The following is a 24,430-nucleotide window of genomic DNA, read 5'->3' on the forward strand; positions in this document are numbered from 1 at the left end:
ATCTGACAACAAATGTAGACAGCGACCTGTTACACGAGGATCTGTCACTTCTGAAAAATAATTAGAGGTATTCATTTTGCAATGATAAACTTTTTAGAGGAATTTTGGTGCGGTCGCCCTGGTCTTGAATAGTTCTATGCCATTTTGTCGATAAAATGTTTACCTTTGTTTCCAAATCAACTATTCAAATTCAGTAATCATGAAAAAACAGGCATCGAAAGGTAACGATGTAGACGAAAAACAAAAGAAAGTTTCTTATTATCGCAAACCGGAAGGTATGACTTTGGAAGAATGGCAAATCGCCCTGCGTAAACAATTTGCCATGAAGAGTATTTTCTTAATCGAACCTTTCGATTCATCGCTGCCCTGGAACGGTGATTTTCAGGTCATAAACCCGCAAAGTAACCAAAAATACAAAGTGGCTTTCCGTGGGGAAAACAGCGAATGGAATTATTGTTCCTGTCCCGATTTCAAAACCAACCAGCTCGGAACTTGCAAACATATCGAAGCCGTCAAACTCAAACTCGGACAATCAGCTAAAGGAAAGAAATGGCTGAAAGAAGAACACATCCCGCCCTACACCTCCGTCTATCTTTCTTATAAAGGAAAACGAGAAGTGAAGATACGCATCGGTAGCAATCACCAAAATGAATTTGTGTTACTTGCCGGTCAATACTTCACCAACGAGCGTGTGTTAAAACCGGAAACATACATCCGTTTTGAACGCTTCCTACAGCAGGCCGCTGCTATCGATGATACATTCAGATGCTACGATGATGCCTTGGCTTTCGTTATCTCATGCCGCGAAAAACAAATGCGGACAGCCCTGCTGGACCAACGATTCTCAGATGGACATCTTGACGGATTACTGAAAACCAAACTTTTCCCGTATCAAGAAAAAGGTATCCTTTTTGCCGCCCGTGCCGGACGTAGCCTTATTGCCGATGAGATGGGACTCGGTAAAACAATCCAAGCTATCGGTACCGCCGAACTGCTGAAAAAACAATGTGGCATCAGTTCCGTACTTATTATCTGTCCTACCTCACTCAAATACCAATGGGAATCGGAAATAAAGAAATTCACCGATAGCACAGTGCATGTCATCGAAGGGCACTACTTGAAGCGCCGCGAACAATACCGTGGGAACGAATTCTACAAAATCGTTTCTTACAACAGCGTTGCCAACGATCTGAAAGTATTAAAACATATACACTCAGACATGGTTGTACTTGACGAGGCGCAACGAATAAAGAACTGGAAGACGCAGATTGCCATTGCCGTGAAGCGTATTGAGTCGGACTATCTCACCGTCCTGACCGGTACTCCGCTCGAAAACAAGCTGGAGGAACTTTACTCCATCGTACAATATATTGACCCTTTCTGCCTCGGCCCTTATTACAAATTCCTGAACGACTATCAGGTAACTGATCCGGAAACAGGAAAAGTGATAGGTTTCAAAGGACTGAACCATATCGGGCAGCTGCTGTCGGACTCGCTGATACGTCGCCGCAAAAAAGAAGTGCTGCTGCAATTACCTGAACGAATGGATAAGATTCTGACTGTGCCTGTCACCAAAGAACAGATGGCGATGCACGATGACTTCCGGTACTCGGTCAACCGCCTTGTCTCCAAATGGCGTCGGCAAGGATTTCTCAACGAAAACGACCGCAAACGCCTGCTGCTCAACCTTGGACAAATGCGGATGGTTGCCGATAGCAGTTACATCCTTGACCAATCTACCCGTTACGACACGAAAGTAGACGAACTGATGAATATCCTCAGGGAACTGGTCGGTAATGGCAACGAAAAAGCTGTCGTCTTCAGCCAATGGGAACGGATGACCCGTCTGGTGGCCCAAGAACTTGATAAAGCCGGTATCCCATACAAAAACCTCCATGGCGGCATTCCTTCCGAGAAACGCAAAGAGCTAATCTTGGGCTTCAATGAAGACCCGTCGATCCGTGTATTCCTTTCTACCGATGCCGGAAGTACCGGGCTTAACCTGCAATCGGCTTCGTTGATCGTCAACCTCGATATACCTTGGAATCCCGCAGTCTTGGAACAACGTATCGCCCGTATCCACCGGTTAGGACAGCAAAAGAACGTATCAGTCATCAACTTTGTTTCGGCAGGGACCATCGAAGAACGGATGCTCAGCACGCTCCGTTTCAAATCGGGCATGTCGGAAGGGGTGCTTGACGACGGTATCGACTCCATTTTCCTGGAGGACAGCAAATTTAACCGGTTGATGGAAACTATCGAAAATGTCACCGGCGAACAGGGAACTACAGTCCCTTCCATCCAAATGGACGAAATCGAGCAACCTGTCTCCTTTCCTATGGAAAGTGACCCGCAAGCTGTGGATACAGAAACATTCGAGCCGCAGAATGAAATATCGATACCCCGCTCTTCTACCGTAGAACCCTCTGCTCCCGATGACCTTCCGGCAGATCGCCTGATTCGTTCGGGTATCGACTTTTTTAATGGTTTGGCAAGCACCCTCTCTTCACCTGAAAAAACCGAACGACTGGTTGCCTCCTTGCTTGAAGAAGACAAGCAAACAGGAGAAACCCATCTGAAAATACCAGTCAAGGATAAAGATAGTGTAATGCAGATATTCAATTTCTTCGGGAAATTGTTAAACAGCAGTAAGGGATAACAATAATTAATGCAAGTTCGGGATAAAGTATTGTATTGTTTTAATTTCAAAAGTAGTATCTTCTCATGGACTTACGCATACTGGTAACTTGTTGCATTTTGATAGAAACTCTCAGCATGTATTGGGAAAGCGTTATGCAGTGGCTGTCATGGAGGATGAACGGTTAAGAGTTTCTTCTTTTACGAAATGATATATATATTCTCTGTGTGCTGAATAGTTTCCGAACTTTATAATTCGTTCTTTTCACCACACAGAGTATCTTTTTATTTTATAAATAATAGGGAACTTAAAAGTATACGTCTCATTTAGGACTTTTTTTTAATTAGTTTACATTAACTTTCGAGACATGCAATACGCATCCGCTATCGCTTTCCACATCCAATGTCAAAGTACCCTGTCCTTGCCATTTGATTTCTTTTACGCAAACAACATCCTTTTTATTGCCTGGTTGGTAATATAAAATCAGTTTATACTTGAAGGCGGTATTCAACATATCTGTCGGAATGGTAACCTGCCGTTTATCGCCGGCATTCAGGACGCTGACATACCAGTCGGATGCAGAACGGCGGGCAACGACTGCATACGAATCCATATCGCCTTCATAGAAACGGGTATCATCCCATACAACAGGAATCGAACAATAAAAGTCAGTTATAGCATCCGTCTTAATCACCGATTCAGCAGAACCGGCACCACCGGCACGGGACGGAGCGTTGTAAGGACGGTCATACCAGAAGATAAACTGCCATGGACTGTAAATAGCAATACGTTTAGCCAATTGAGCCGCACGTCCGCCCATCTTTTCCGTCACACGTTCGGCAAAGAAACAATTCGTGTAATCGCCTGCCCCGCAAATCATACGGTTGTATAACGTATAAATCGCCTGATTCAAGTTCGGACTTTCCTCATCTCCGCGGATACCTTCCTGCGTAATCAGGTTCGGATAGGTACGGGAATAACCGGTCGGACGGTATTCGTCGTGAACATCGACCATGAGTTCATATTTGGCCGCTTTACGGATTGCCTGATGCAGCCAGGCTGTCGAATATTGGTCGCCGACATTTACAAAACCGAATTTGATACCTTTGATTCCCCATTTTTTATACAGCGGAAGGATTTCATCCAGCTGTTTATGCAAGGCCTTTTTGTTTACATAGACCAGGATCCCTACGTCTTTAGCGTTGGCATATTCAATCACTTTCGGCAAATCGAGCGGTCCTTTGGAACGCGCCGGGTCGACAGTAACAGTTGTGGCATCCGAAAGCGTATCTTCTTCTGCACCGTACCAGCCGGCATCGAACTCGACATAAGCGATATTATTTTCAGCGGCAAAGTCGATGGCGGCAAAAGAGCCGGCAGTGGTTAAAGTCACCTCACGGAGCACTTCTCCCGGTTTAATCCAGCTGGTATTCTGAATCTGGTTCGGTTCGTTCAGGTTCAACACCAAATCATTGTTCTGCACCAACTGTCCGGGATGGTCGGCCACCATCACATAACGCCAGGGAGACTGGTAACCGGCTAAATCGAGATTCACATGACCGGACAAGACAGACTGCACACCAATCCCCTCATTACTTTTGCCCAGCTTCATGCGGGAATAATCCACCAAGGCAGCTTCGCCGATTGCCACGAACTTCCGGTCGCTTACCTGAATTACCTGCGGACGGTCTCCTACACCTTTCAGCGCACTCAGTTTCGTTTTAGAATAAGCACCTTGTGCCATACCGGTCACCCAGGTATCGCAATCGCGACTGAAAAGGAACTGCGTATTTTCGGCAGTCAGCGTACAATTCCAGAAATCCAGCTTATCGAAGGCATAACGGAAAGCCAACCCTTCATCGTACAAGCGGACGAACAGGGTCATTTCTTTTTGGTTCTGATCGGAGCGCAATAAAAGTTCCAGTTCGTTATACCGGTTTGTTACCAGCGAACGTTCCCCGTAAACAGGTTGCCAGGTCTGGTCGGCCGAAGTCCTCGTCTGACCGGCTACCTGCCAGTTTCCGGTTAACATGTTTTCTTTCAGCTCCAGCTGTAATGTTTTCGCTTCCACGACTTTCTCCCCCCTTGTCGGACAATGCAATCCGTACAGACTTTTCATTCACCAGGATATCCGCCTTCAATGTTTCCGAAGGGCTTGTCAATGGCAACATCGTTTGTGCACAAATCCATAAGGGTTGTAATAAGGTACATAATAAGATGTCTATTTTTTTCATTGCATTTCGTTTCATGTTACATTTTAAAATAAATAAGGCTATATCAAAATTCACAATCCTGCTATCTTATGCTTGATTCGAAATAGTTTGAACAGAATTTTGACATAGCCTCTTTGATAGTTATGCTAGCAAGTTTTTATTTCCACTGCTGTAATGCACCAAATTCAACTAACGACAGGTTTTTCGAATTGCCCCAATCGTTTTTGAAAATAATCTTTATATAGCGCATTTCTTTTGGAGTATCAAGCCATACATTTTGGCGTCCCTCTTTTCGACTTAAAGTAAATGTCCCCAAAGAAACCCAAGGTTGTGTGTCATCTCCTGTTTCATTGGTGAAGATCTCAATGTCTTTTAGTTGGTTGTTATAACTGATGGTTCGTTGTACAAAGTAGAAAGCTTCCACAGGGATAGGTTGCCCCATGTCGATAACCACCCAATGTGGGTAATTTCCATTTTGTCCATCTGTGTGCCAATAAGAAATCTGTCCTGCTGTATCTTTCTCATCTGTGCATCCATCTATACAACGGGTTGCAGGCCGGTTAGGATCTTCGTCTGATACTGCTTTGATTGTCCAACCCGGATTATTTTTCAAGGCATCATAATATGAAAATACAGTTTGTCCTTCTTTTAGTTCAGTCTCAAATTCATCCATACAGGTAGTATCCGGCCGAATATAGGTCTGATATGAAAAGGTTTTCCCTGTTTTATAATCCTTCAAAACCGTATTCATTTCATCCATAGGGACAGTCACGCTTTGCTGTTGACCTATTGTGTTCTCATAATTCACCTTCACTTTCACATCAGCATACGACATATTGGGAGTATCCCATTGTATTTCGACATCATTTCCTACGAAATGACTGCTAGACACAATGTATCGGTTACTCAACTTATTTTGGAAATTTTTGCCATACACTTTTGAAAAGACTTCAGTCGGGACAGAAGGCGTGTTGTTATGGTCGTATGTAATGAGATAGAAAGTATGATCGCCTTCCGGGACGGATGGAATCAATACCTCTTTGTAGTTTCCAATCTCCTGAGGGGAAACTTGGGTTTCGAGCGAATCCAGCTTCCCATTCCAAAAAATCCGTATATGAGTCACTTTCGGATCTGAGCTTAATAAGAATTTAAATTTGATCCGTTCTTTTCCGGTAAAGGTTTGCACAGAATCTACTCTACCGGGGTATAGCTTATCAGAATCTTTCAAAAATTCTTTGTAAGTCTCATCAATTCCATCACAGCTGTACAAGGAAGTACTCACAACTGCTATAAAAATGTATTTTAGTATGTTCTTCATAATATTCTATTTTTAATCTTCAACTTTTCCCCAAAAGGTTATTTCTGCAATTGCGATAGATTCCATCCTTCCCCATGATTCTAAAATCCGGAAACGAATGTATCGGAAGGAAGGTAGTAAGGGAGAAAATTCAAAGTCATGTCCGTTTTGAGCAACCGTTTTGTCTTCTCCGGTAACTGTTGTTCCACTGGAGCCGGACGGTTTAATTACTTCGAAACTTCCCATTAGGGTCCAGCTGTCCCAAGAACCGTCTAAGTTTGGATTATTAGAACCGTAAACTTCAAAAATTCTTACGTTATTGCTGGCGTAGAGCGAACTTTGTCTTTGGAATAATTTCATACGACTAAAGCTGACTGCATGACCTAAATCTATTGTAAATGGTGCAGGCCATACAGGTAACAGATTTCCAGTATGGAACATGTTGTCTCCCCCCAGTGAATTGTCCCACATTCTTTCGAAACGCCATTGTGTGTAACCGGGATGAGATTCATTTTGGTCATCAGGAAGCGAAAATTTTTGCCAAGTATTTTTGGGTATCAGTTCTTCGTATATAGGAGTACAGGCTTTGAATAATGTATCGGACAGATTACCAAACCGGTCTTTCACGCAAACTCCGAACTCCCGTGTTTCAGGTTCATACCCTCGTACTGAAAAATCAGATTTTTCGGCATTGGTATAATGTGTATATTTTTCTACCCATGCACCTTTTTCGTTTTTTTCAATCAGTTGAATAGAAAGATCTGCTTTAGCTTCATTTTTGAAACTGATATTCACACCACCAAAAGTAGCTATTAATCCGATAGATTCACGTGTAAGCAAATAAGGAGGAGTTAATGCATTGATTGTAACTGTAGTCGGATCAGAAAATACTTCCCCTTTTGCCACAGCATAAAGCGTGATGTCATATTGACCTGCTTTTTCGAAACCATCTACTGTCAGGTAATTTTTGTACAAAGAAGAGCGAGTCTCTCGTTTTTGCCCGGATGCCAAGGTGTATTCTGCTTTCACATACAATAAATCGTCTGATGCCGGCATTTTAAAGTTGATTTTGGCTCCTCCATTCAGGCTCTCCACTTCATATTCCGTTACAGGATCGGGCTTATTTCCTATCACCTTAGGACTGTTGAGATCTGTTTCAGAGCAGGCAGTCCCCAAAACGAGCATATAGAAGCTCCAAAATATAAATAAAACTGTATTTTTCATTTTTTCTTGAATAAAATTAAACAATAGAACCATTTACCAACCAGGGTTTTGATCCAGATTGCGGTTTACCTGTAATGTCCGTTCCTTAAGCGGCCAAAAATAGTGCTTATTATAGAATGATAGGTCGTAGATGTTTGTTACTTTATAATAAGACTCTTCCGTTTTTTCAAACACATTCCAACCTTTAACAGGCATATTCATCTCTTGGGTAGCTGTTTTCCAACGACGTATATCCCAAGGACGTTGTCCTTCAAACATCAATTCGATGGTTCGTTCTTGACGGATGATTTCACGTAATCCATCTTGACTTTTGTATTTGTTCGGATTTTTGGAATATTGATTCCATGACTCTTTGACACCTTTCAAGCCACTTCGTTCGCGTATTAAATCTAGCATACGGATCGACTCATCGTTAGGACCTTCCGCTTCGTTTAAGGCTTCCGCATACATGAGGTATAGGTTCGCCAAACGTATAATAGGCCACACATAATAGCGGGCAGTTGTACTGCCGGCGTTAAGAATAGTTTGCCAATTGACTAATTTTTTGGGGAAATAGCCTGTTACAATATATAAGTCGGTTCGTTGGATTCCGGCAGATTGTCCGTAACGCATGTTAATGTTGAGTAACTCGTTCTCTTTTGTCTTTCCTTGCCCAAACAATTTACCGCCATCAAAACCTAACGCACCATAGAAACGATCTTCGCGGTCGAAGTGCATATCCACTGTGAGATAACCATTGATCAGATTAAGGCTTTCCTCTGGTTTGACTATTCGCAAGTCATATCGTTTGGAATAGTCTCTGGTCTTGTCTTCATCTAAAGGTACTCCATTGTCGGTGTAAAACATTTCTGCCATTTTCAATGTGGCCGATATATTACCGGTCGTACCTCCTGTATTGGAGACGATTCCGCGCGCCAAGCAATGGGCTTGTTCTTGCCTGCCTCCACCGAATTGGGCTTTCACATTCCCCCAAATCAGTTCCCTGTTTGTGCGTTCGGTTAAAGCCTCACGATAATTTAACTGATTGATAGTGCTGGGGGAATAATTGGAGGTGGCTGACGGAACATAGCGGTGCAAAACAAATCCATTGGCTTCGCAAATTTGGATTGCTTCTTTACATGCAGTTGCGGCTTTTTGCCATTTCCCCTTGTCGAATGTTTGATTGAAATAGGGCACCCCTTCTTTGTTCAAGAAATTGACGTAATCGTTATTACCGTTAAAAAGCGGACTGGCAGCATAGAGCAACACTTGTGCTTTGATGGACTTGGCTACACATTTGTCTACACGTCCTTTTTGGGTGGTTTCATCAGTAATTGTCTCGGGTAATTTATCAATAGACTTGTCAATGGTATTCACGATATACTCAAAACAATCGTCAACCAAATCACGATGTACTTTTACCTCATCCACGGTTGCGGAGATTGGCAGGTTGGTATCCGTAATAGGAATCGGGCCATACATCCGTAACAATAAGAAATGGTAGTAAGCCTTTAGGAACAGAGCTTCCCCTGTCCAGTTGTCTCTTTCCAATTCGTCTATATCCGGTACTTTGTCTACATTTTCCAAGAAAATGTTACATTCGCGGATGGCACGAAACAATGGTTTGGCGCTACCGGATCCATCCCAGTAATTCAAAAAAGGATCCGTAATGCCTTGTAACCCTCGAGTGATTTTCATGGCATTTCCACTGTAACTTTCTGCACCGTCATAGACTGCCCAAAATTCGTCGCCTGTCATCAAGCTGGGAGAATCATAGAAACTGGCATCATTCGGTAAATACGAATAGCAGGTAAACAGGAACCGTTCGGCGGTTACCCGCATGGTAAACGCATTGTCAACGGTGGCAATATTATCAGGGACAATATCCAAGTAATTGTCTAAACACGAATTAAGCGTTACTGATAATGAGGCTAATGCCGCATATATAAAAACTTTTGCTTTTTTCATCTGTATTATTGTTTTATAGAATTAGAAAGATAAATTGACACCGGCACACAAATTCATTTGGATAGGATATCCCAATCCGTTCCCGGCCATTTCTACATCCCATAGTTTGAATTTACTAAAAGTCAGCAAATTGGAACCAGACAGATAGAATCTCAAGTTACCTAGGTGCATTTTATGTGACAAATGTCGAGGAAGGGTATATCCGATTTCCACCTGTTTCAATCGTAAGAACGAACCGTCTTGCATAAACCATGTGCTTTGTTGGCTATTGTTTTTGTTTATGGTTGGGCTAAGGCGTGGCCACAACGCATAAATATTCCGGTTTTCTTCCGACCAATGGTTGTCGGCATATACTTTCAATAACTGAGTCTCTCCTTGGAAAGGAGCTGTCTTTTCCGCATCGATCCAGAATGAAGAGCGGGCAGAACCTTGGAAGAAAAACGAGAAATCGAAATCTTTCCAGCCCATGGAAGCACCGAATCCATAAATAATTTCAGGGGTGGTCGGATAGCCGATAGGTACTTTGTCCAATTCGGTGATCTTGCCGTCTCCATTGGTGTCATGGTATTTGATGTCACCACCTCCGTATTCACCAAAGTTTTGTACCGGCGAATTTCGTACTTCTTCATCATCCAGGAATAGGCGATCTGCAATATATCCCCATTGCTGTCCTAGGCTATATCCTACTTTAGACAAGTATTTTTCATCGTAATCCGGTTCTTCGTAGATTACATATTCGCTGGTCGCATAGGTGAAGTTTCCACGAGCCTGCAACCATAGGTCCTTGTTAATTACATGGCTGTAATCCATTGAAAGGTCGACACCGTTACCTTTGGCTTCACCAACGTTGGCTTTGATGGGTGCAGAAAGCCCCATAGTGGTCGGGATAAACGAACGGCTCATCAAGATGTTCGTTCTTTTATCGTTGAAGACTTCAGCCACTACATTGAGCTTTTTAAACAATTCCAGTTCCAATGCCAAGTTGGTTTTGTAAGAGACTTCCCACGTGATATCTGTATTGGAATAATTACTGATGCTGATACCGTTTTTTCCGTATGCATTATCCACACCAAAAGTGGCACCACGGTTGCTATCGTTCATATTCATTTCTGATAGATAAAAGAAACGTTCGGAAGAGGAGCCGATGGCATCATTACCTACTAAACCATAGCTACCACGCAGTTTTAAATTCGTGATCTTGTCTCTCAAGGGTTCAAAGAAGCTTTCATTGGAAATAGTCCAAGCCAAACCTGCGGATGGAAAGAAACCGAAACGGTGGTTTTTGGAGAAACGTTCAGAACCATTGTAACCGAAGTTGAATTCTACCATGTATCGTTTGTCATATCCATAGGTCGCTCTTCCTGAGAATCCGATATTACGGGCTGCTAGCGATTCATTCAGTGAACCGGCGTTCCCATTTAACTGGTCGCGCATGGTGTATACTAACAACCCGCCAACATCGTGCTTGTCGGCGAATGTGTGTGAATAGTTCAATGCGGCTTCTAGATAGAATATGGAGCTAACTGTTTTCTTCCCTTCAGTATAATCCAAATATTCCGTACCTTTTTCTTCATTCAACAACTCCAACTGATAGTCACCGGTAATTTCGTCAATACCTGTCGCTTGGTAGTAAAAAGGATTGTACTTCCGGGTAACATCAAAATAGGAATTTCGGGTTGTATTTAGTAATCCTCTGAAAGAAAGTCCTTCGGTTATGAATTTCAAATCTTGTTTTAATTCAAATTGGGCATACATATTGGAGCGGGAATAGTTTTTATATCCCTTCACCATGTCAGCATACGGGTTGATATAATTTCCCTCGCCATAGTTACCAAATAGGATGTGCTTGACATGCTTTTCGTTTTCGCCTGGTTGGTAGTACGGTGGGAAAAGTACCGGATTGGTATGCATGATGCTGTTGTAGACATCTGTACCTCCAGCCAATGGTCCTGAATAATCATCGAATGTACCGGCGACACGTGCGATCAGTTCGGTTGTCTTGGTCACATTGATGTTGACATTAGCACGTAAAGCAGAGGTTTTCAATTTGATGTTGTTGTTGAAATCGTTCATTTTAGGAACCTTTAAGTTTCCATTATCCTGCGACAAATTTCCTGCCACATAATATCGGGCGACTTTTCCTCCTCCCGATATATTCAGGTTCACGCGGTGGTTGATGGCATAATTTTTCATCAACTCATCCTTCCAATTGGTCGCCGGGTATAAATAAGGGTCAACCCCTGCGGCTGTTTTGGCAATTTTGTCTTGCGTATATGGCTGCATACCCAATGGGTTACGGGTGAGTACGGCCTCATTGTGTAACTTCATGTAGGTAATAGGGTCTGCCAATTCTACATTCCGGGTCGGAGTAGATAAACGAGTTTCATAGCGAATATTCAATTTGGCTTTCCCTTCCGTCCCTTGTTTCGTTGTGATTAAAATTACCCCATTTGCACCACGTGCACCATACAAGGCGGTAGCCGTAGCATCCTTCATGATGGAGAAACTGGCAATATCATCAACATTCAAGCGTGCCAAGTCGGTTGTGGTAACCTCCATATTATCCACCAAGATTAAAGGGTCTACCTTATATCCGAATGTCGTGACACCACGGATAAAGAAGTCGGCATTGTCCAAGCCCGGTTCACCACTACGCTGGTAGGAGATCATACCGGCAACGCGTCCGGCCAAGGCTGTTGTCAGATTGCTGGAAGGCACTTTTAGTTCGGCTGGTTTTACCGTGGAGATAGAACCGATCAAAGATTCCTTTTTTTGTTTACCGAACGCAACGATTGTAACCTCTTCCAATTCGTCTGTTTTCTCTTTCATGATAACATTCAATGTCTTTTTACCACTGACGGCAACCGTTTGATCTTCCATGCCCAAATAGGAGAATACCAATTTGTCTGTCTTTTTTACAGAGATGGTGAATGTCCCATCCAAATCAGTAGCAACCCCACGGGTACCACCTAAGACAATAATGTTAACACCAGGCAATGGTTCACCGGCCTCATCTTTTACCGTACCCGTAATTGTGAGATCATCTTTGGATTGTTGAGCGCCGGGTGCGGGCACACTGCTTTCGCTATTTTTGCGTAATATGATTTGACGGTCATCAATGGTATACGAAACAGCACTATTTTTCAGGATCTGCGCCAATACAGTTTCAATATCTAGGTCTTTTACATTAATATTGATCCTTTGATTGGCATTGAGCAACCCGTCATAATAAAAAAACACAAACTCTGTTTGTTTTTCGATGTCCTTAAAAACACTCTCAATTGTTTGGTTTTTAGCGGATAATGATATTTTTGCTGTTTGTGCATAATTACAATAAACAGGTGGAATAAAAAAGAGAACTCCGATAAAAAACACAATAAGTTTTATAACATATCGATTCTTTGTCATATCTTTGTATATGATTTTAGTGATTAGAAATAAGTTAGTTAAAATCTTCTAGGGGTCGGGTAATTAGCCGTTATCCGACTCTCTTTGTTTATTTTTGTCTTATATTACATCTCCCATAGGCATTCTGATTATTGAGGTTTATAACTAAATAGATATAGATTGTCTTCGTTTTGTTCTAATGAGATGGGCGCCGTAATGGTTAATGCCTTTAAGACTCTTTGAACATCATCTTTCAGGTCAAGTTTACCAGAACATGAAAGTGCGGAAGCTGCTTCGTCTACTTGTATTTTTATATCGTAGTATCGTGATATTCTAGCCAGAATATTTTTTAACGGTTCATTTTTAAATATGTATAGCCCATCTTTCCAAGAGATGTAATCGGACACATCTACTTGGCTGACGGATGTTTTTCCGTTTAAAAGAGAATATCGGTCATTGGGGGTCAGGACTGTTTCTTTTATAGATCCTTTGTTCTTTATTTTGACACAACCTTCAACTAATACGACGGATTTTTCCAGATCGTTTTTATAAGCAGTTATATTAAAAGAGGTCCCTGTGACTACAATTTGCATATCCGGCGTTTTTACATGAAACGGGCAAGAGGGATTGGGGGTGACATCCAGGAAAATTTCGCCGTCTACAAATATTTCACGTTTCTCTTGGTCGAATGTGGTTGGGTATACGACTCGTGTACCGGCATTTACCAAGATACAGGTATTGTCTGCCAGGGTTAGCGTAGTGCGTTTGCCGAACGGGACGATCAACTGGTTGTATTCAGTCTTTTTCTCTTGATGTTGAGTTTGAGGGGATGTGTTATCAGCCTCTTTTATCTCTTCCTGTGAGATTTTTTTATTATTGACCGTTACTTCACCGCTTTGGGCATATGCGATGGATACTTCGTTTTCGTGCAAAGCTACACGCTCATCGTTAGACAAGATCAATTCGATTTTATCAGATGTTGTTGGTTCGCTCGATTGAACGAAAGCTGTCAACGTATCTTGGTCTGTTTGCAGAATGGAAAAGGTAATTGCGCTCATCACAATGATAGCTACTGTGGCAGCAGCAAAAAGGATAAGCCTTTTTCTATTTGTTTTCCCTTTATTGTGTGCATTTGTTTGGAACGGGATGTCACGGCTGATTCGGTTTTTCAGTTGTGCCTTCTCTATGACTGTCATTTTTTTCTTTTTGACAGTTACCATTTTCAGGTACTGAATGGCGAGATGATACTCTTGGGCTGAAATCTCCTTCTTTACCAGCAATTGCTCCCAATACCTGCGGCTTTCGACCGTAGGGTGATAGAACGACCGGATGAAGTAGTCGTCCAGGATGAAGTCTTCTGCTTTATAGGGACTATAGTTTTTCTTCTCCATATTCAGTTTATTTATTTTATAAATGTATGAACGTTTAATTTATACTCACTTTGTTGTATTAAAATGAGAAAAACAAGCATGTTCTACAACATTGTTATAGGACGTTTTTTCGGTTGCCTTACTTGTGAGTATAGCCACTTGAAACAGTCATTCTGTCAATGCCCATTCTAAGGTCGTTACAATGCCCATTCTAAGGTTGTTTGGATGGGCATTGTAACGACCTTAGAATGGGCATTGTTAAAATCTACCGACAGGGATCGTCGGTTTGGGACTATTTTTGGTGTGGTTGCCCTATACAATAAACAAATTTTATATCTTTGCGATGACTTAAAGATATTAGAACAAAATGCAACAGGATGTTCAAATGCCGGATAACATTTCAGAATTGGTTTGGATGAATTTCTTACAGGGGGATTCATCTGCTTTTGCTGAAATCTATAATATGTATGCGGACGGAATGTTTGCTTATGGATCTTGTTTCATAGATGATGCAGAATTAGTGAAAGATGCTATCCATGATATTTTTCTGAGACTTTATAATAATCGGACTTCCGTTCTGACTGATAATTTAAAGTTTTATCTACTCCGTGCAGTGAAGAACGAAATGTATGGAATTTTAAGGAATAAGAAAGAGTTTTGTGAAGTGGAAGAAAATTTTACCTTTTTCTCTCCTGTATATTCGGTGGAAGATATGTATATTGAAAATGAAGAGGAAGCTTCATTGAAGAAGGAAGTGTGTTTGTTGTTGAATTCTTTGACTTCCAGGCAGAAAGAGGTTATATATTATCGTTATATGGAGAATCTGTCTATTCAGGAAATAGCAGGTTTAATGGATATGAACTATCAATCGGTCCAAAATCTGATTCAACGCTCTATGGAACATTTGAGAAAGATTTATATGGCTTTACCTGAAAAGTCACAAATAGAGATGCGAAGAACTCATTTAGGGATGAATGATAAAGAGTTATTATTGGCCTGCTTATTCTTTTTGATGAACTGATCCCCCAAAAGATTGGTTACGCAAAGATAATTATTATAAGATAATAATTATCTTTGCGTAAAAAGATAATTGTATGTTTCTGATAAATAATCCATTTGTAACAAGCAGCTATATTGCCCCCGAATATTTCTGTGACCGTGAAAAGGAAACGGAAGAGTTGCTTCGCTGGCTGTTGAACGAGAATAATGTGGCTATCATTTCTACCCGCCGTATGGGAAAGACCGGATTGATTCAGCATTGTTTTCAATTGGCAGAGGTGAAAGATCATTATTATACTTTTCTTATTGACATCTATGCAACGAAGACACTCCGCGAGTTTGTTTTTCAATTGGGAAAAGCTATTCTTGCTGCTTTAAAGCCTAAGGGACGGAAGACGTGGGAATTGTTCATTAATAGTCTGACATCGTTGAAGGCTGGATTTACCTTTGATATGTCCGGTATGCCTCAATGGAATATAGAGTTGGGAGATGTCAAATCACCGGAGACGACGCTGGATGAGATATTTCATTATCTTTCCTTGTCAGACAAACCTTGTATTGTTGCTATCGATGAGTTTCAGCAAGTCGCTCAATATCCGGAAAAGGATACGGAAGCATTGCTCCGTACCTATATTCAGCATTGTCCTAATGCCCGCTTTGTGTTTGCCGGTTCTCAGCGTCATCTGATGGGAGAAATGTTTATCAGCCCGGCCCGTCCTTTTTATCAGAGTGTGTCGATTCTTCATTTGGCAGCTATTGATAAGCAAAAATATATCGAATTTGCCCGGCATCATTTCAGAATGGCTCAAAAGGATATAGATGAGGAGGTTGTAGCTTCTTTGTATGATCGTTTTGAAGGAATTACCTGGTATCTTCAGAAAATATTGAATATCCTTTTTGCTGTAACTTCCCCCGGTGAGGTTTGTAATAAGGAGATGATTGAACAAGCCGTACATTTTATCCTGGATTCTTATTCGTTTACCTATTCGGAATTGCTCTATCAGTTACCGGAAAAGCAAAAAGAGTTGCTGATTGCAATTTGTAAGGAGGGAAAAGCGACTGCATTGACTTCCGGGAAATTTATCCATAAATATAGTTTACCGTCGAGCAGTTCGGTTCAATCTGCTTTAAAAGGCCTGTTGGAAAAGGATTTTGTAACCAAAGAAGGGGCTTTTTATATGGTTTATGACCGTTTCTTCTCTTTGTGGCTGAGACGTATGTAATATATTGGAGTTACAATCTTTAAAAACTCGTTTAAAACGGGCAGTAACTTCGTTTAAAACAAGATTTTTTTCATTTAAAGCGGACTGTAACCTTGTTTAAAACGAATTTTTACTCGTTTTAAACGAGATTTGAGTCTCTCATCGATTTGAACAAAAAAGTCCCGAAGTGTTTTGGCACTTCGGGACTTCATATGATATAAAAAGTCGCAATTACTTATTATACTTGCTCCAGTCTACATTGTGCATATCGCCGCTAGCAGCCAGTTCTTCGTGGAATGCGAAGCAGCATTTCAGGTTTTGCGGGGTATGGCCTTTTACGCCCATTGCCAGATATTCTCTTAACAGAGGTTTGTAATCCGGGTGAACGCAATTGTCGATGATACAGTTGGCACGTTCGATCGGAGATTTACCGCGCAGGTCGGCTACACCGTATTCGGTGATGATGATCTTCACTGAGTGTTCGCTGTGATCCAGGTGAGATACCATCGGAACGAAAGCGCTGATCTTTCCCTCTTTCGCTGTAGAAGGAGTAGTGAAGATAGACAACATCGCTGAACGGGTAAAGTCGCCCGAACCACCGATACCGTTCATCATTCTTGTTCCTGATACATGAGTAGAATTGATATTTCCGAAGATGTCAGCTTCCAATGCTGTGTTGATAGCGATCAGGCCTAAGCGGCGGGCAACTTCCGGATTGTTGGAAATTTCCTGCGGACGAAGAAGGATTTTATCCTTGAAGAAATCAAGATTAGCATAGATTTCGCGAATTACTTCATTACTTACAGATAATGAGCAACCACTGGCAAATTTAACGCGGCCTTCTTTCATCAGGCTGATTACCGCATCTTGGATAACTTCAGTATATACATTGAACGCAGGGATATTTTTGTTGGCTCCCATGCAACCCAAAACAGCGTTGGCAACATTACCTACACCACTCTGTAACGGAACGAATTCTTTCGGCAGACGGCTGGCTTCGATTTCACTTACCAAGAAGTCGGCAACATTTTTACCGATTGCCATTGTGACATCGTCCAGCGGAGAGAATTTACCGCCTTCGTTCGGCTCTTCTGTCTTAACGATACCGACGATCTTAGCCGGATCAACCTTCACATAAGGAGTACCGATACGGTCGGAAGGAGTATAAATAGGGATTTCACGACGGTAAGGAGGATCAGCCGGTTCATAAATATCATGCATACCGCGTATTTCCTTCGGGTGGCGGCTGTTCAATTCAATGATGATGCGGTCAGCCATCCGGCAGATAGTCGGAAGGATACCTACACCGCTCGTCGGAACGATTTCACCATCTTCGGTTACATCAGCAGCTTCAACGATGGCAACGTCGATTTTTCCCAGGAAACCGTAACGCAGGTCTTGTGCCAGTTCAGACAGGTGCATATCGAAATATTGTGCCCCGTGAGAATTCAGCAAAGCGCGCAGATCCTTATTTGATTGGTATGGAGTACGGAATTTGATTGCATTGGCACGAGCCAGTTCACCGTCCAGCTTGTCTCCGGTAGAAGCACCGGTAAACATACCGATCTGGAAAGGATTACCTTTTTCATGTTCCTCCATCGCTTTTTTAGCAATGGCTCCCGGAACAACTTTCGGACATCCGGCAGGGGTAAAACCACTGAATCCTACGTTATCGTCGTGATGTACGAACGAAGCAGCTTCTTCAGCTGTAATGAATTTTAAAGCCATGATATTATACTGTTTTTATATTAGATAAATACTTGTTAGTCAGCTAAACGGCTGCAAAGGTATTAAAAAAGAATATAGATCAGTACTTGCGGTTGAGTATTTCTGAATAAATAACAGCTTTTCTTAACTCTTCGGCGTTATTGAACTCTATATCTTCCAGCATGGAATGTTCCTCTTCGATGGGGAAGTTCATAGGTTGGGATGAACTGACTTTTGACTTTTGGATTTCCTGCTCGGTGGATAAAAATGGTTTTGAGGCAGGTGTCTTTTTTTTCTTTTTATGGATCGGTGCAGTTGGTGCTTCCGGCTTTTGAGGGGTAGTTGCCTCCTCCAGAATTTCCCAAAAACCTTTTCCCGAAGAGGTATTTTCCTCCGGGTATGTATCGTGTCCGGGCTGTCCGAGGACTTGTGTCGGGCGCTTTTTTTTGTTTTTTGAACTGAATAAACCGCTTATCGCTGCAACTATCAGAAAAACAATATAGATCCAATCGCCTACGTTATCCATAACTTTGATTATTTTTGCACTCCAAATGTACGAAGAATTATTGAATAGTGAAAGAGGTAAGAATTATAAAGGGTATAAAAGTAAATAAGGGTAACTTCACAGCCACCCTTATTCGATTTAACCAAAACCTTAACTATGAAAAAATTTACGTTTTTCGTATGCAAATATAGTGCTCGGAATTGAACTGTGCAAACCTTTGGAGGTTTATTTTTATAGAATACAAGATTTTAAATTTTATTAACAAGAACGAAATGACGAATCAGGAAAATGGCGTAGACTTAAAATCTACAGCCGGAAATGAGGAGAAAAAATTGTTCATCGAGACCTACGGGTGCCAGATGAATGTAGCGGACAGCGAGGTGGTCGCCTCCATTATGAAAATGGACGGATACACCCTGACTGACAAGATTGAAGACGCTGATGCTGTCTTCGTAAATACCTGTTCTGTGCGTGATAATGCGGAACAGAAGGTTTACGGGCGACTACAGTATTTCCAGTCGCTGAAACGCAAAAAGAAATCGCTGATCGTCGGCGTACTGGGATGTATGGCCGAACGGGTGAAAGAAGACTTGATCAATGTGCATCATGCAGACCTCGTGGTCGGGCCGGATTCTTATATGGATCTGCCGAATCTGGTCGGAGCTGTCGAGCATGGGGAAAAGGCGATCAATGTGGAACTTTCCACACAGGAGACCTACAAAGATGTAATGCCGCTGAAGCTGGGTGGCGTGCATATCTCCGGTTTTGTGTCGATCATGCGCGGATGTAATAATTTCTGTACCTATTGCATCGTGCCCTATACCCGTGGCCGGGAACGTAGCCGGGATGTGGAAAGTATCCTGAGTGAGATCCGGGATATGCGCGATAAAGGTTTTAAAGAAGCCACCCTGCTGGGGCAGAATGTCAACTCGTATGCTTTTGAAAAAGATGGTGAAACCGTAACATTCCCGATGTTACTCGAGCGGGTTGCGCTGGAAGCTCCGAATATGCGTATCCGTTTTGTGACCTCCCATCCGAAAGATATGAGCGACGATACGCTTCGTGTGATTGCCGCCCATAATAATATATGTAAGTATATCCATCTTCCTGCCCAATCCGGCAGTTCGAAGATTTTGAAAGTGATGAACCGTAAATATACCCGTGAATGGTATCTGGACCGTATCGCTGCTATCCGTCGCATCGTGCCGGAAGCATCTATTGCTACCGATCTGTTCTGTGGTTTCCATTCGGAGACGGAAGAAGACTATCAGGAAACACTTTCGCTGATGCGTGAAGTGAGGTATGATGCCGCTTTCCTGTTCAAATATTCGGAACGTCCCGGAACCTATGCCGCCAAACATCTCCCGGACACCGTTTCGGAAGAAGAGAAAGTACGTCGTTTACAGGGTATGATCGATTTGCAGAATCAGTTATCCGAGGAAAGCAACCAGCGTGATATCGGTAAAGAGTTTGAAGTGCTGATCGAAGGATTTTCCAAACGTTCGCGTGAGCAGTTATTTGGTCGTACCAGCCAGAACAAGGTGGTTATTTTCGATAAGAAGAATTATAAAGTCGGTCAGTTTGTGAAAGTACGGATCAACCGTGCGTCTTCAGCAACGTTATTTGGTGAAACGATAGACTGATAAGATTTTGTGTCCTAAAGTCTTAATATAGGCTATATATTGTCGGTGCGTTACTGATAATATGCAGTCTATATTTTTTTTGTATGTAAAAAAGTTAATAAAGAACGTTTGTATTGTTAAAATAGAGGAGTAGGGCATTGTATTCTAGTTTTATTAATAACAGTTACTGACGTTGTTATGCAAATCGCAGATAGAATTATATTATTGTTAATTTTAATATTTAATAGTTATGAGTATGAGAAAAGTATTAGGAATTGTAACACTTATTTTTAGTATAAGTTGTTCTGAAAGCGATTTATTGGTAGATGGAAAATTTAATAATGAACTTATCTATACTTCTTTAAAACCAGTTTAAAACCAGATTCAGTATTATTACTTAGTTTGAGTTGTGGTAATCGGTGTTTACCTGAAGTAAATGTTTATCATTCTGTTGATGAAAAATATAATTGGTTAACTAAATCTCCAATATCACAGGATAGTGATCCCCACCCTTCATATGATATCTTTGTACACATGTTATTAGCTGTAATCTGCTATCGATAAGGAAATAATCTAATTCTCGACCTGAAATATGTGTTGGCATACCACAACAAGCAAAATTAGCACTATTTCCCGGCCTACTCCTGGTACCTGTGGTCATTATTCTTAAATATTCTGATAATTCGCTTGGAGTCACATTCATGTCCCCACCAATAATAAATGGGTGATTTGCGGATGATACCAATTTATTTATATCTATAGCACCACATCCGGATTGGCAATGAATGGTATAAATTTCAAGGCCTCTATAATTAAGACCAATAGACCACCGACCTGTTCTTGACTGCGCATAAGAATAGGAAGGGCTAAAATTTATATCTGCAATGACACTAGTATTACACCGTGTGTTCCATCACGTCCTCCTTTCTTTATTGGGGTTATACTTCGGTTCTTTCCGTTGCGGGCGGAACTTTTTCCGCCCGACGTTTACTGCTTCCTCAAGGTAGGCAATGCTCCGTTAAGTTCGTAACGCCACTCTGAGCCTGCGTTCTGCAAGGCGGTGTTCATGGCATCAACGGCTTTCTGCCAGGTAACGACAGAGCCGTCCACCTTCGTGGCTTCGGGGGCGGTGCCTACCTTTTTGTAGCCGATGCCTTGTTCCTGATTGTTCTTCCAATAGCAGGCGGTCACGGTGGTGGAGTTATATCCACAAAAGCCGCCGATATACACATTGACGGTGCTACTACCTGTACTGGTTACGTTGCCCGTGGCATAGCAGGCAAGGATGCGGCTTCCTCCGTTGAATCCCACCGCACCGCCGACATCGATATTATTTTGGGAGGCTATTTCTAAGGTCACGTTGCCCGTGGCATAGCAAGCGGTCATGGTGGCATTCGAATTCGTCTGACCTGCCACGCCGCCGACATCGACCATTCCCTTCACTGTGGCAGATGAACTGCATCCGGTGATGGAACCGCCCCATTGAGCACCCACCACACCGCCGACGTACACCGTGCCGCTGACGCTGCCCGACACCGAGCAGTTTTCAATAGTGCCCCGGCTAAATCCTGCCACGCCGCCAGCCTGGCTCGACCCGTTATTGCTTGTTATCAGTACGCCCTCCATCACCACGTTCTTCACCGTACCGGCATTACCGATATAGCCGAACAGACCCGCATATTTGTCATTTGTCGTAACGGTCAGCCCCGTGATGGTATGGCCGCCGCCGTCAAAGGTGCCCGTGTATGAGTTTTTGAAGCTTGTGCCTATCGGCGTCCAGCCTTTGCCCGTGAGGTCAATGTTTTTGTCGAGGGTAATGTTAATATCGGTCTTACCTCCGTTCACTAATTCGGCTACATTCATCAGGCCATCGGCGGAGGTCACGGTGTAGCTGCCGTTGCTCTCTATGGTATAGCCCAGGTCTTTTGCCGCAGCGAGGGAGACGGTGTAGGTATATTCACCGCCCGCCTGCCAGTCGGTAGCATTCTTCATCTTATAGACGAAGACCTTGCCGTTGGTGAAGGTGCTGGTAATGAAGGTCGTGCCAGCTGCCACACTTTGCGGGGCGACGAGGGCGGTGTAGGTGTTGCTGCCCTTGTCATACGGGACGATTATATCCGGGTTGTCGCCTTCGGTGGAGAGACCCGTCAGCTGCACGGATGCCAGCCCCTCGGTGTAGTCCGTCAGGACGATGGTCACTCGCGCCGTGCGGTGGGTGAAGCGAAGTGTGGGGCTACCGTAGGTCACCGTCTGCCCGTCGGCTACGATGAGGTCGCTGCCCTCAAAGTCTTTCTGGGTACTTTGGTTGGCTTTTACCTTCACGGCAGGCATCTGTGTGATGTCGGCATTGTTGAAGGGCCACCATGCCGATACGGTAATCGGGTCGCGGCTGGTCCAGTAGTACGGGTCGTTCTCGCGTGAAAGCGTGGCACTCTTGAAATCGGTAGAAGCCGTTACGGTGTATTCCTTTACCGCATCGCCAATCTTGAGTGCCACGGAAGTGACGCCCTGCCAGTCGCCGTCCACGGAGGCACGGGTTGATGGGGCTGCCTGCGGCGTTGCCTCTACGGACAGTCCGGTGGCACGGATGACTACGGGGTATTCTCCTTCGGGCAGACGGTTATCGTCGGCAAGTTCGTCCTGCGTGCAGGCGGCAAGGCCGAGCAGCAGGGCGATGGCTGCGGATGTATGGATGGTTGCTCGTTTCATGATGCGTGTCGTTTAGGGTTCGTTATTGTCTCTTTTGTAATACGGGCAGACCGTCGGTGCCGAGTATCCACTGGTAGTCGCCAGCGGTGAGGGCGGTGTTCATGCCGTCGACGGCTGTCTGCCATTTCACGGTCGCGCCGTCCACCTTCGTGGCATCTACCGTTCCTCCTTCAATACGGAATACTCCTTGCCCGGCATTGCCTCCCCAATAACAGGAAGTTATATCAGCGTAGTTATAACGCACTATAGCTCCATTGTTAGACTCTTTCAATGTACCGTCGAACCAGCAAGCGATGATATCGCCATAATTTGATTCGGCTATACCACAAGTTCCACCATATGATGCAGAAATTTTTCCCGTCACAGAGCAGGCAATGATTTGGCCATGATTTCGGCCCACTATTCCAGCAGTATTTCCACTACTGCCATACAGATTCACATCTATGAGTTGTAGGTTCTTTATCACTCCACGTTCACTTAAGAGTGAACCCAAAAATCCAGTATTATTCATTGCTGAAGAGTTAAATCCTGTAATGCGGTGTCCCTGCCCATTAAAGACGCCGGAGTAGAATGTAAATATGCCTGACCGTGTCCATTCCTTACCCGTCAGGTCGATGTCAGCGGCGAGGGTGCAATTTATCGATTCATCTTTTTGTGAGGCTTCGTTCCATGCCAGCAGGCCGTCGGCGTTATAGACCGTGTAGGTCTTGGTGTTGCTGTCGTAGATGTAGCCCAAATCCTCGGCTGTGCCGCTCTCGCCGCCGCCGTCAGCCCATTCACCGATAGTGCAACCCTCTAACGTCAAGCCGGTGGCGTTCACCTTGACGGTGTAGATATAGCGGCTACCCGCTTCTAATACGACGTTGTTCTGCGGGCAGAAGTAGAAGGTGCCGCCGCCGAGTTCCACCCGGATGAACTGCTTGCCTGCCGCAACGGTCTGCGGGGCGGTCAGTGCCTCGTAGGTGTTGCCGCTTGCGTTGTAAGTCTTGATGGCGGTCGGGTTGCCGTTATCGGCGGACAGGCTCACGAGGCTCACCGTGGCACCGTCCACGCTTGTGAATCCCGTGCCGGGCTTCAGTTCGATTGCCACGCGTGCCGTGCGGTGGGTAAATTCAAGAGTCGGGTTGTTAAATTCCACCTTCCGGTTCTCAGCAGAGATGAAGTCGCTGTTCTGAAAGTCAGCCAATTTGCTTTGGTCTTCGGCCACCTTCACGGCAGGCATCTGTGTGATGTCGGCATTGTCGAAGGGCCACCATGCCGATACGGTAATCGGGTCGCGGCTGGTCCAGTAGTGCGGGTCGTTCTCACGTGAAAGCGTGGCACTCTTGAAATCGGTAGAAGCCGTTACGGTGTATTCCTTTACCGCATCACCCAACTTGAGTGCCACGGAAGTGACACCCTGCCAATCGCCGTCCACGGTGGCCCGGGTGGAAGGGGCTGCCTGCGGCGTTGCCTCTACGGACAGTCCGGTGGCACGGATGAGTACGGGGTATTCACCTTCGGGCAGACGGTTATCGCCAGCAAGTTCGTCCTGTGTGCAGGCGGCGAGGGCGAACAGCAGTGCGGTGGCTGCGGGGATAAATAATCTATGTCTCATAATTCTTTATTCT

General features: G+C 43.7%; 14 protein-coding genes. 4 read left to right on the top strand and 10 right to left on the bottom strand.

Annotated features, from left to right (window positions below; translation table 11 throughout):
* Positions 1 to 199: 199 nt before the first annotated feature.
* A complete protein-coding gene (locus tag NBH15_RS26200; protein WP_250823971.1) occupies positions 200 to 2,659 on the top strand; it encodes a DEAD/DEAH box helicase in 2,460 nt (819 codons plus the stop codon).
* A gap of 322 nt (positions 2,660 to 2,981) precedes the next feature.
* Here the strand turns inward: NBH15_RS26200 and NBH15_RS26205 are convergent, their stop codons facing one another.
* From NBH15_RS26205 to NBH15_RS26230, 6 genes are all read right to left on the bottom strand, one after another.
* The gene (locus tag NBH15_RS26205) at positions 2,982 to 4,757 is read right to left on the bottom strand and encodes a glycoside hydrolase family 97 protein (RefSeq protein ID WP_250823972.1); all 1,776 of its coding nucleotides are present in this window, start codon (positions 4,755 to 4,757) and stop codon (positions 2,982 to 2,984) included.
* 251 nt (positions 4,758 to 5,008) lie between these two features.
* On the bottom strand, positions 5,009 to 6,169 hold the full coding sequence (locus NBH15_RS26210) for a DUF4998 domain-containing protein (RefSeq protein WP_250823973.1): 1,161 nt from the start codon (positions 6,167 to 6,169) through the stop codon (positions 5,009 to 5,011).
* A gap of 12 nt (positions 6,170 to 6,181) precedes the next feature.
* Entirely contained in the window at positions 6,182 to 7,372 is a 1,191-nt protein-coding gene (locus tag NBH15_RS26215) for a DUF5000 domain-containing lipoprotein (RefSeq protein ID WP_250823974.1), read from the bottom strand.
* A gap of 33 nt (positions 7,373 to 7,405) precedes the next feature.
* Positions 7,406 to 9,319 (bottom strand): RagB/SusD family nutrient uptake outer membrane protein, encoded by a 1,914-nt coding sequence (locus tag NBH15_RS26220; protein WP_250823975.1) that lies wholly within the window; start codon positions 9,317 to 9,319, stop codon positions 7,406 to 7,408.
* Positions 9,320 to 9,340: 21 nt separating this feature from the next.
* Positions 9,341 to 12,727, bottom strand: coding sequence for a TonB-dependent receptor (locus tag NBH15_RS26225; protein ID WP_250823976.1), 3,387 nt, complete (start codon positions 12,725 to 12,727; stop codon positions 9,341 to 9,343).
* 128 nt (positions 12,728 to 12,855) lie between these two features.
* On the bottom strand, positions 12,856 to 14,097 hold the full coding sequence (locus tag NBH15_RS26230) for a FecR family protein (RefSeq protein WP_250823977.1): 1,242 nt from the start codon (positions 14,095 to 14,097) through the stop codon (positions 12,856 to 12,858).
* 346 nt (positions 14,098 to 14,443) lie between these two features.
* On the opposite strand from NBH15_RS26230, the gene NBH15_RS26235 reads away from it, so the two are divergent.
* Together NBH15_RS26235 and NBH15_RS26240 are read left to right on the top strand one after the other, a co-directional pair.
* On the top strand, positions 14,444 to 15,097 hold the full coding sequence (locus NBH15_RS26235; RefSeq protein WP_250823978.1) for an RNA polymerase sigma factor: 654 nt from the start codon (positions 14,444 to 14,446) through the stop codon (positions 15,095 to 15,097).
* Between the two features lie 73 nt (positions 15,098 to 15,170).
* Positions 15,171 to 16,298 carry an AAA family ATPase gene (locus tag NBH15_RS26240; RefSeq protein ID WP_250823979.1) on the top strand — a complete coding sequence of 376 codons (1,128 nt, stop codon included), beginning with the start codon at positions 15,171 to 15,173 and terminating at the stop codon, positions 16,296 to 16,298.
* A 210-nt stretch (positions 16,299 to 16,508) separates the two neighbouring features.
* On the opposite strand, the gene NBH15_RS26245 is transcribed toward NBH15_RS26240, so the two are convergent.
* Positions 16,509 to 18,005, bottom strand: a complete 1,497-nt coding sequence (locus NBH15_RS26245; RefSeq protein ID WP_250823980.1) for a butyryl-CoA:acetate CoA transferase — start codon at positions 18,003 to 18,005, stop codon at positions 16,509 to 16,511.
* Positions 18,006 to 18,084: 79 nt separating this feature from the next.
* Complete coding sequence (locus NBH15_RS26250; RefSeq protein ID WP_186959454.1) at positions 18,085 to 18,510, bottom strand: hypothetical protein; 426 nt, start codon at positions 18,508 to 18,510, stop codon at positions 18,085 to 18,087.
* A gap of 251 nt (positions 18,511 to 18,761) precedes the next feature.
* Between NBH15_RS26250 and miaB the strand changes: the two genes are divergently transcribed.
* On the top strand, positions 18,762 to 20,132 hold the full coding sequence (gene miaB / locus NBH15_RS26255; RefSeq protein WP_250823981.1) for a tRNA (N6-isopentenyl adenosine(37)-C2)-methylthiotransferase MiaB: 1,371 nt from the start codon (positions 18,762 to 18,764) through the stop codon (positions 20,130 to 20,132).
* Positions 20,133 to 21,098: 966 nt separating this feature from the next.
* On the opposite strand, the gene NBH15_RS26260 is transcribed toward miaB, so the two are convergent.
* Together NBH15_RS26260 and NBH15_RS26265 are read right to left on the bottom strand one after the other, a co-directional pair.
* The gene (locus NBH15_RS26260) at positions 21,099 to 22,820 is read right to left on the bottom strand and encodes a fimbrillin family protein (protein ID WP_250823982.1); all 1,722 of its coding nucleotides are present in this window, start codon (positions 22,818 to 22,820) and stop codon (positions 21,099 to 21,101) included.
* 22 nt (positions 22,821 to 22,842) lie between these two features.
* Positions 22,843 to 24,417: a fimbrillin family protein gene (locus NBH15_RS26265; protein WP_250823983.1), complete on the bottom strand. Its 1,575-nt coding sequence runs from the start codon at positions 24,415 to 24,417 to the stop codon at positions 22,843 to 22,845.
* Positions 24,418 to 24,430 lie beyond the last annotated feature (13 nt).

The sequence above is a fragment of the Parabacteroides caeci genome (assembly GCF_023656795.1).
GTDB classification, from domain to species: Bacteria; Bacteroidota; Bacteroidia; order Bacteroidales; family Tannerellaceae; genus Parabacteroides; species Parabacteroides segnis.

Coding starts and splice junctions, on each gene's coding strand:
- NBH15_RS26245 (WP_250823980.1), bottom strand. CDS start 18,005: ATGGCTTTAAAATTCATTACAGCTGAAGAAGCTGCTTCGTTCGTACAT.
- NBH15_RS26220 (WP_250823975.1), bottom strand. CDS start 9,319: ATGAAAAAAGCAAAAGTTTTTATATATGCGGCATTAGCCTCATTATCA.
- miaB (WP_250823981.1), top strand. CDS start 18,762: ATGACGAATCAGGAAAATGGCGTAGACTTAAAATCTACAGCCGGAAAT.
- NBH15_RS26200 (WP_250823971.1), top strand. CDS start 200: ATGAAAAAACAGGCATCGAAAGGTAACGATGTAGACGAAAAACAAAAG.
- NBH15_RS26225 (WP_250823976.1), bottom strand. CDS start 12,727: ATGACAAAGAATCGATATGTTATAAAACTTATTGTGTTTTTTATCGGA.
- NBH15_RS26230 (WP_250823977.1), bottom strand. CDS start 14,097: ATGGAGAAGAAAAACTATAGTCCCTATAAAGCAGAAGACTTCATCCTG.
- NBH15_RS26210 (WP_250823973.1), bottom strand. CDS start 6,169: ATGAAGAACATACTAAAATACATTTTTATAGCAGTTGTGAGTACTTCC.
- NBH15_RS26260 (WP_250823982.1), bottom strand. CDS start 22,820: ATGAAACGAGCAACCATCCATACATCCGCAGCCATCGCCCTGCTGCTC.
- NBH15_RS26250 (WP_186959454.1), bottom strand. CDS start 18,510: ATGGATAACGTAGGCGATTGGATCTATATTGTTTTTCTGATAGTTGCA.
- NBH15_RS26205 (WP_250823972.1), bottom strand. CDS start 4,757: ATGAAAAGTCTGTACGGATTGCATTGTCCGACAAGGGGGGAGAAAGTC.
- NBH15_RS26235 (WP_250823978.1), top strand. CDS start 14,444: ATGCAACAGGATGTTCAAATGCCGGATAACATTTCAGAATTGGTTTGG.
- NBH15_RS26265 (WP_250823983.1), bottom strand. CDS start 24,417: ATGAGACATAGATTATTTATCCCCGCAGCCACCGCACTGCTGTTCGCC.
- NBH15_RS26240 (WP_250823979.1), top strand. CDS start 15,171: ATGTTTCTGATAAATAATCCATTTGTAACAAGCAGCTATATTGCCCCC.
- NBH15_RS26215 (WP_250823974.1), bottom strand. CDS start 7,372: ATGAAAAATACAGTTTTATTTATATTTTGGAGCTTCTATATGCTCGTT.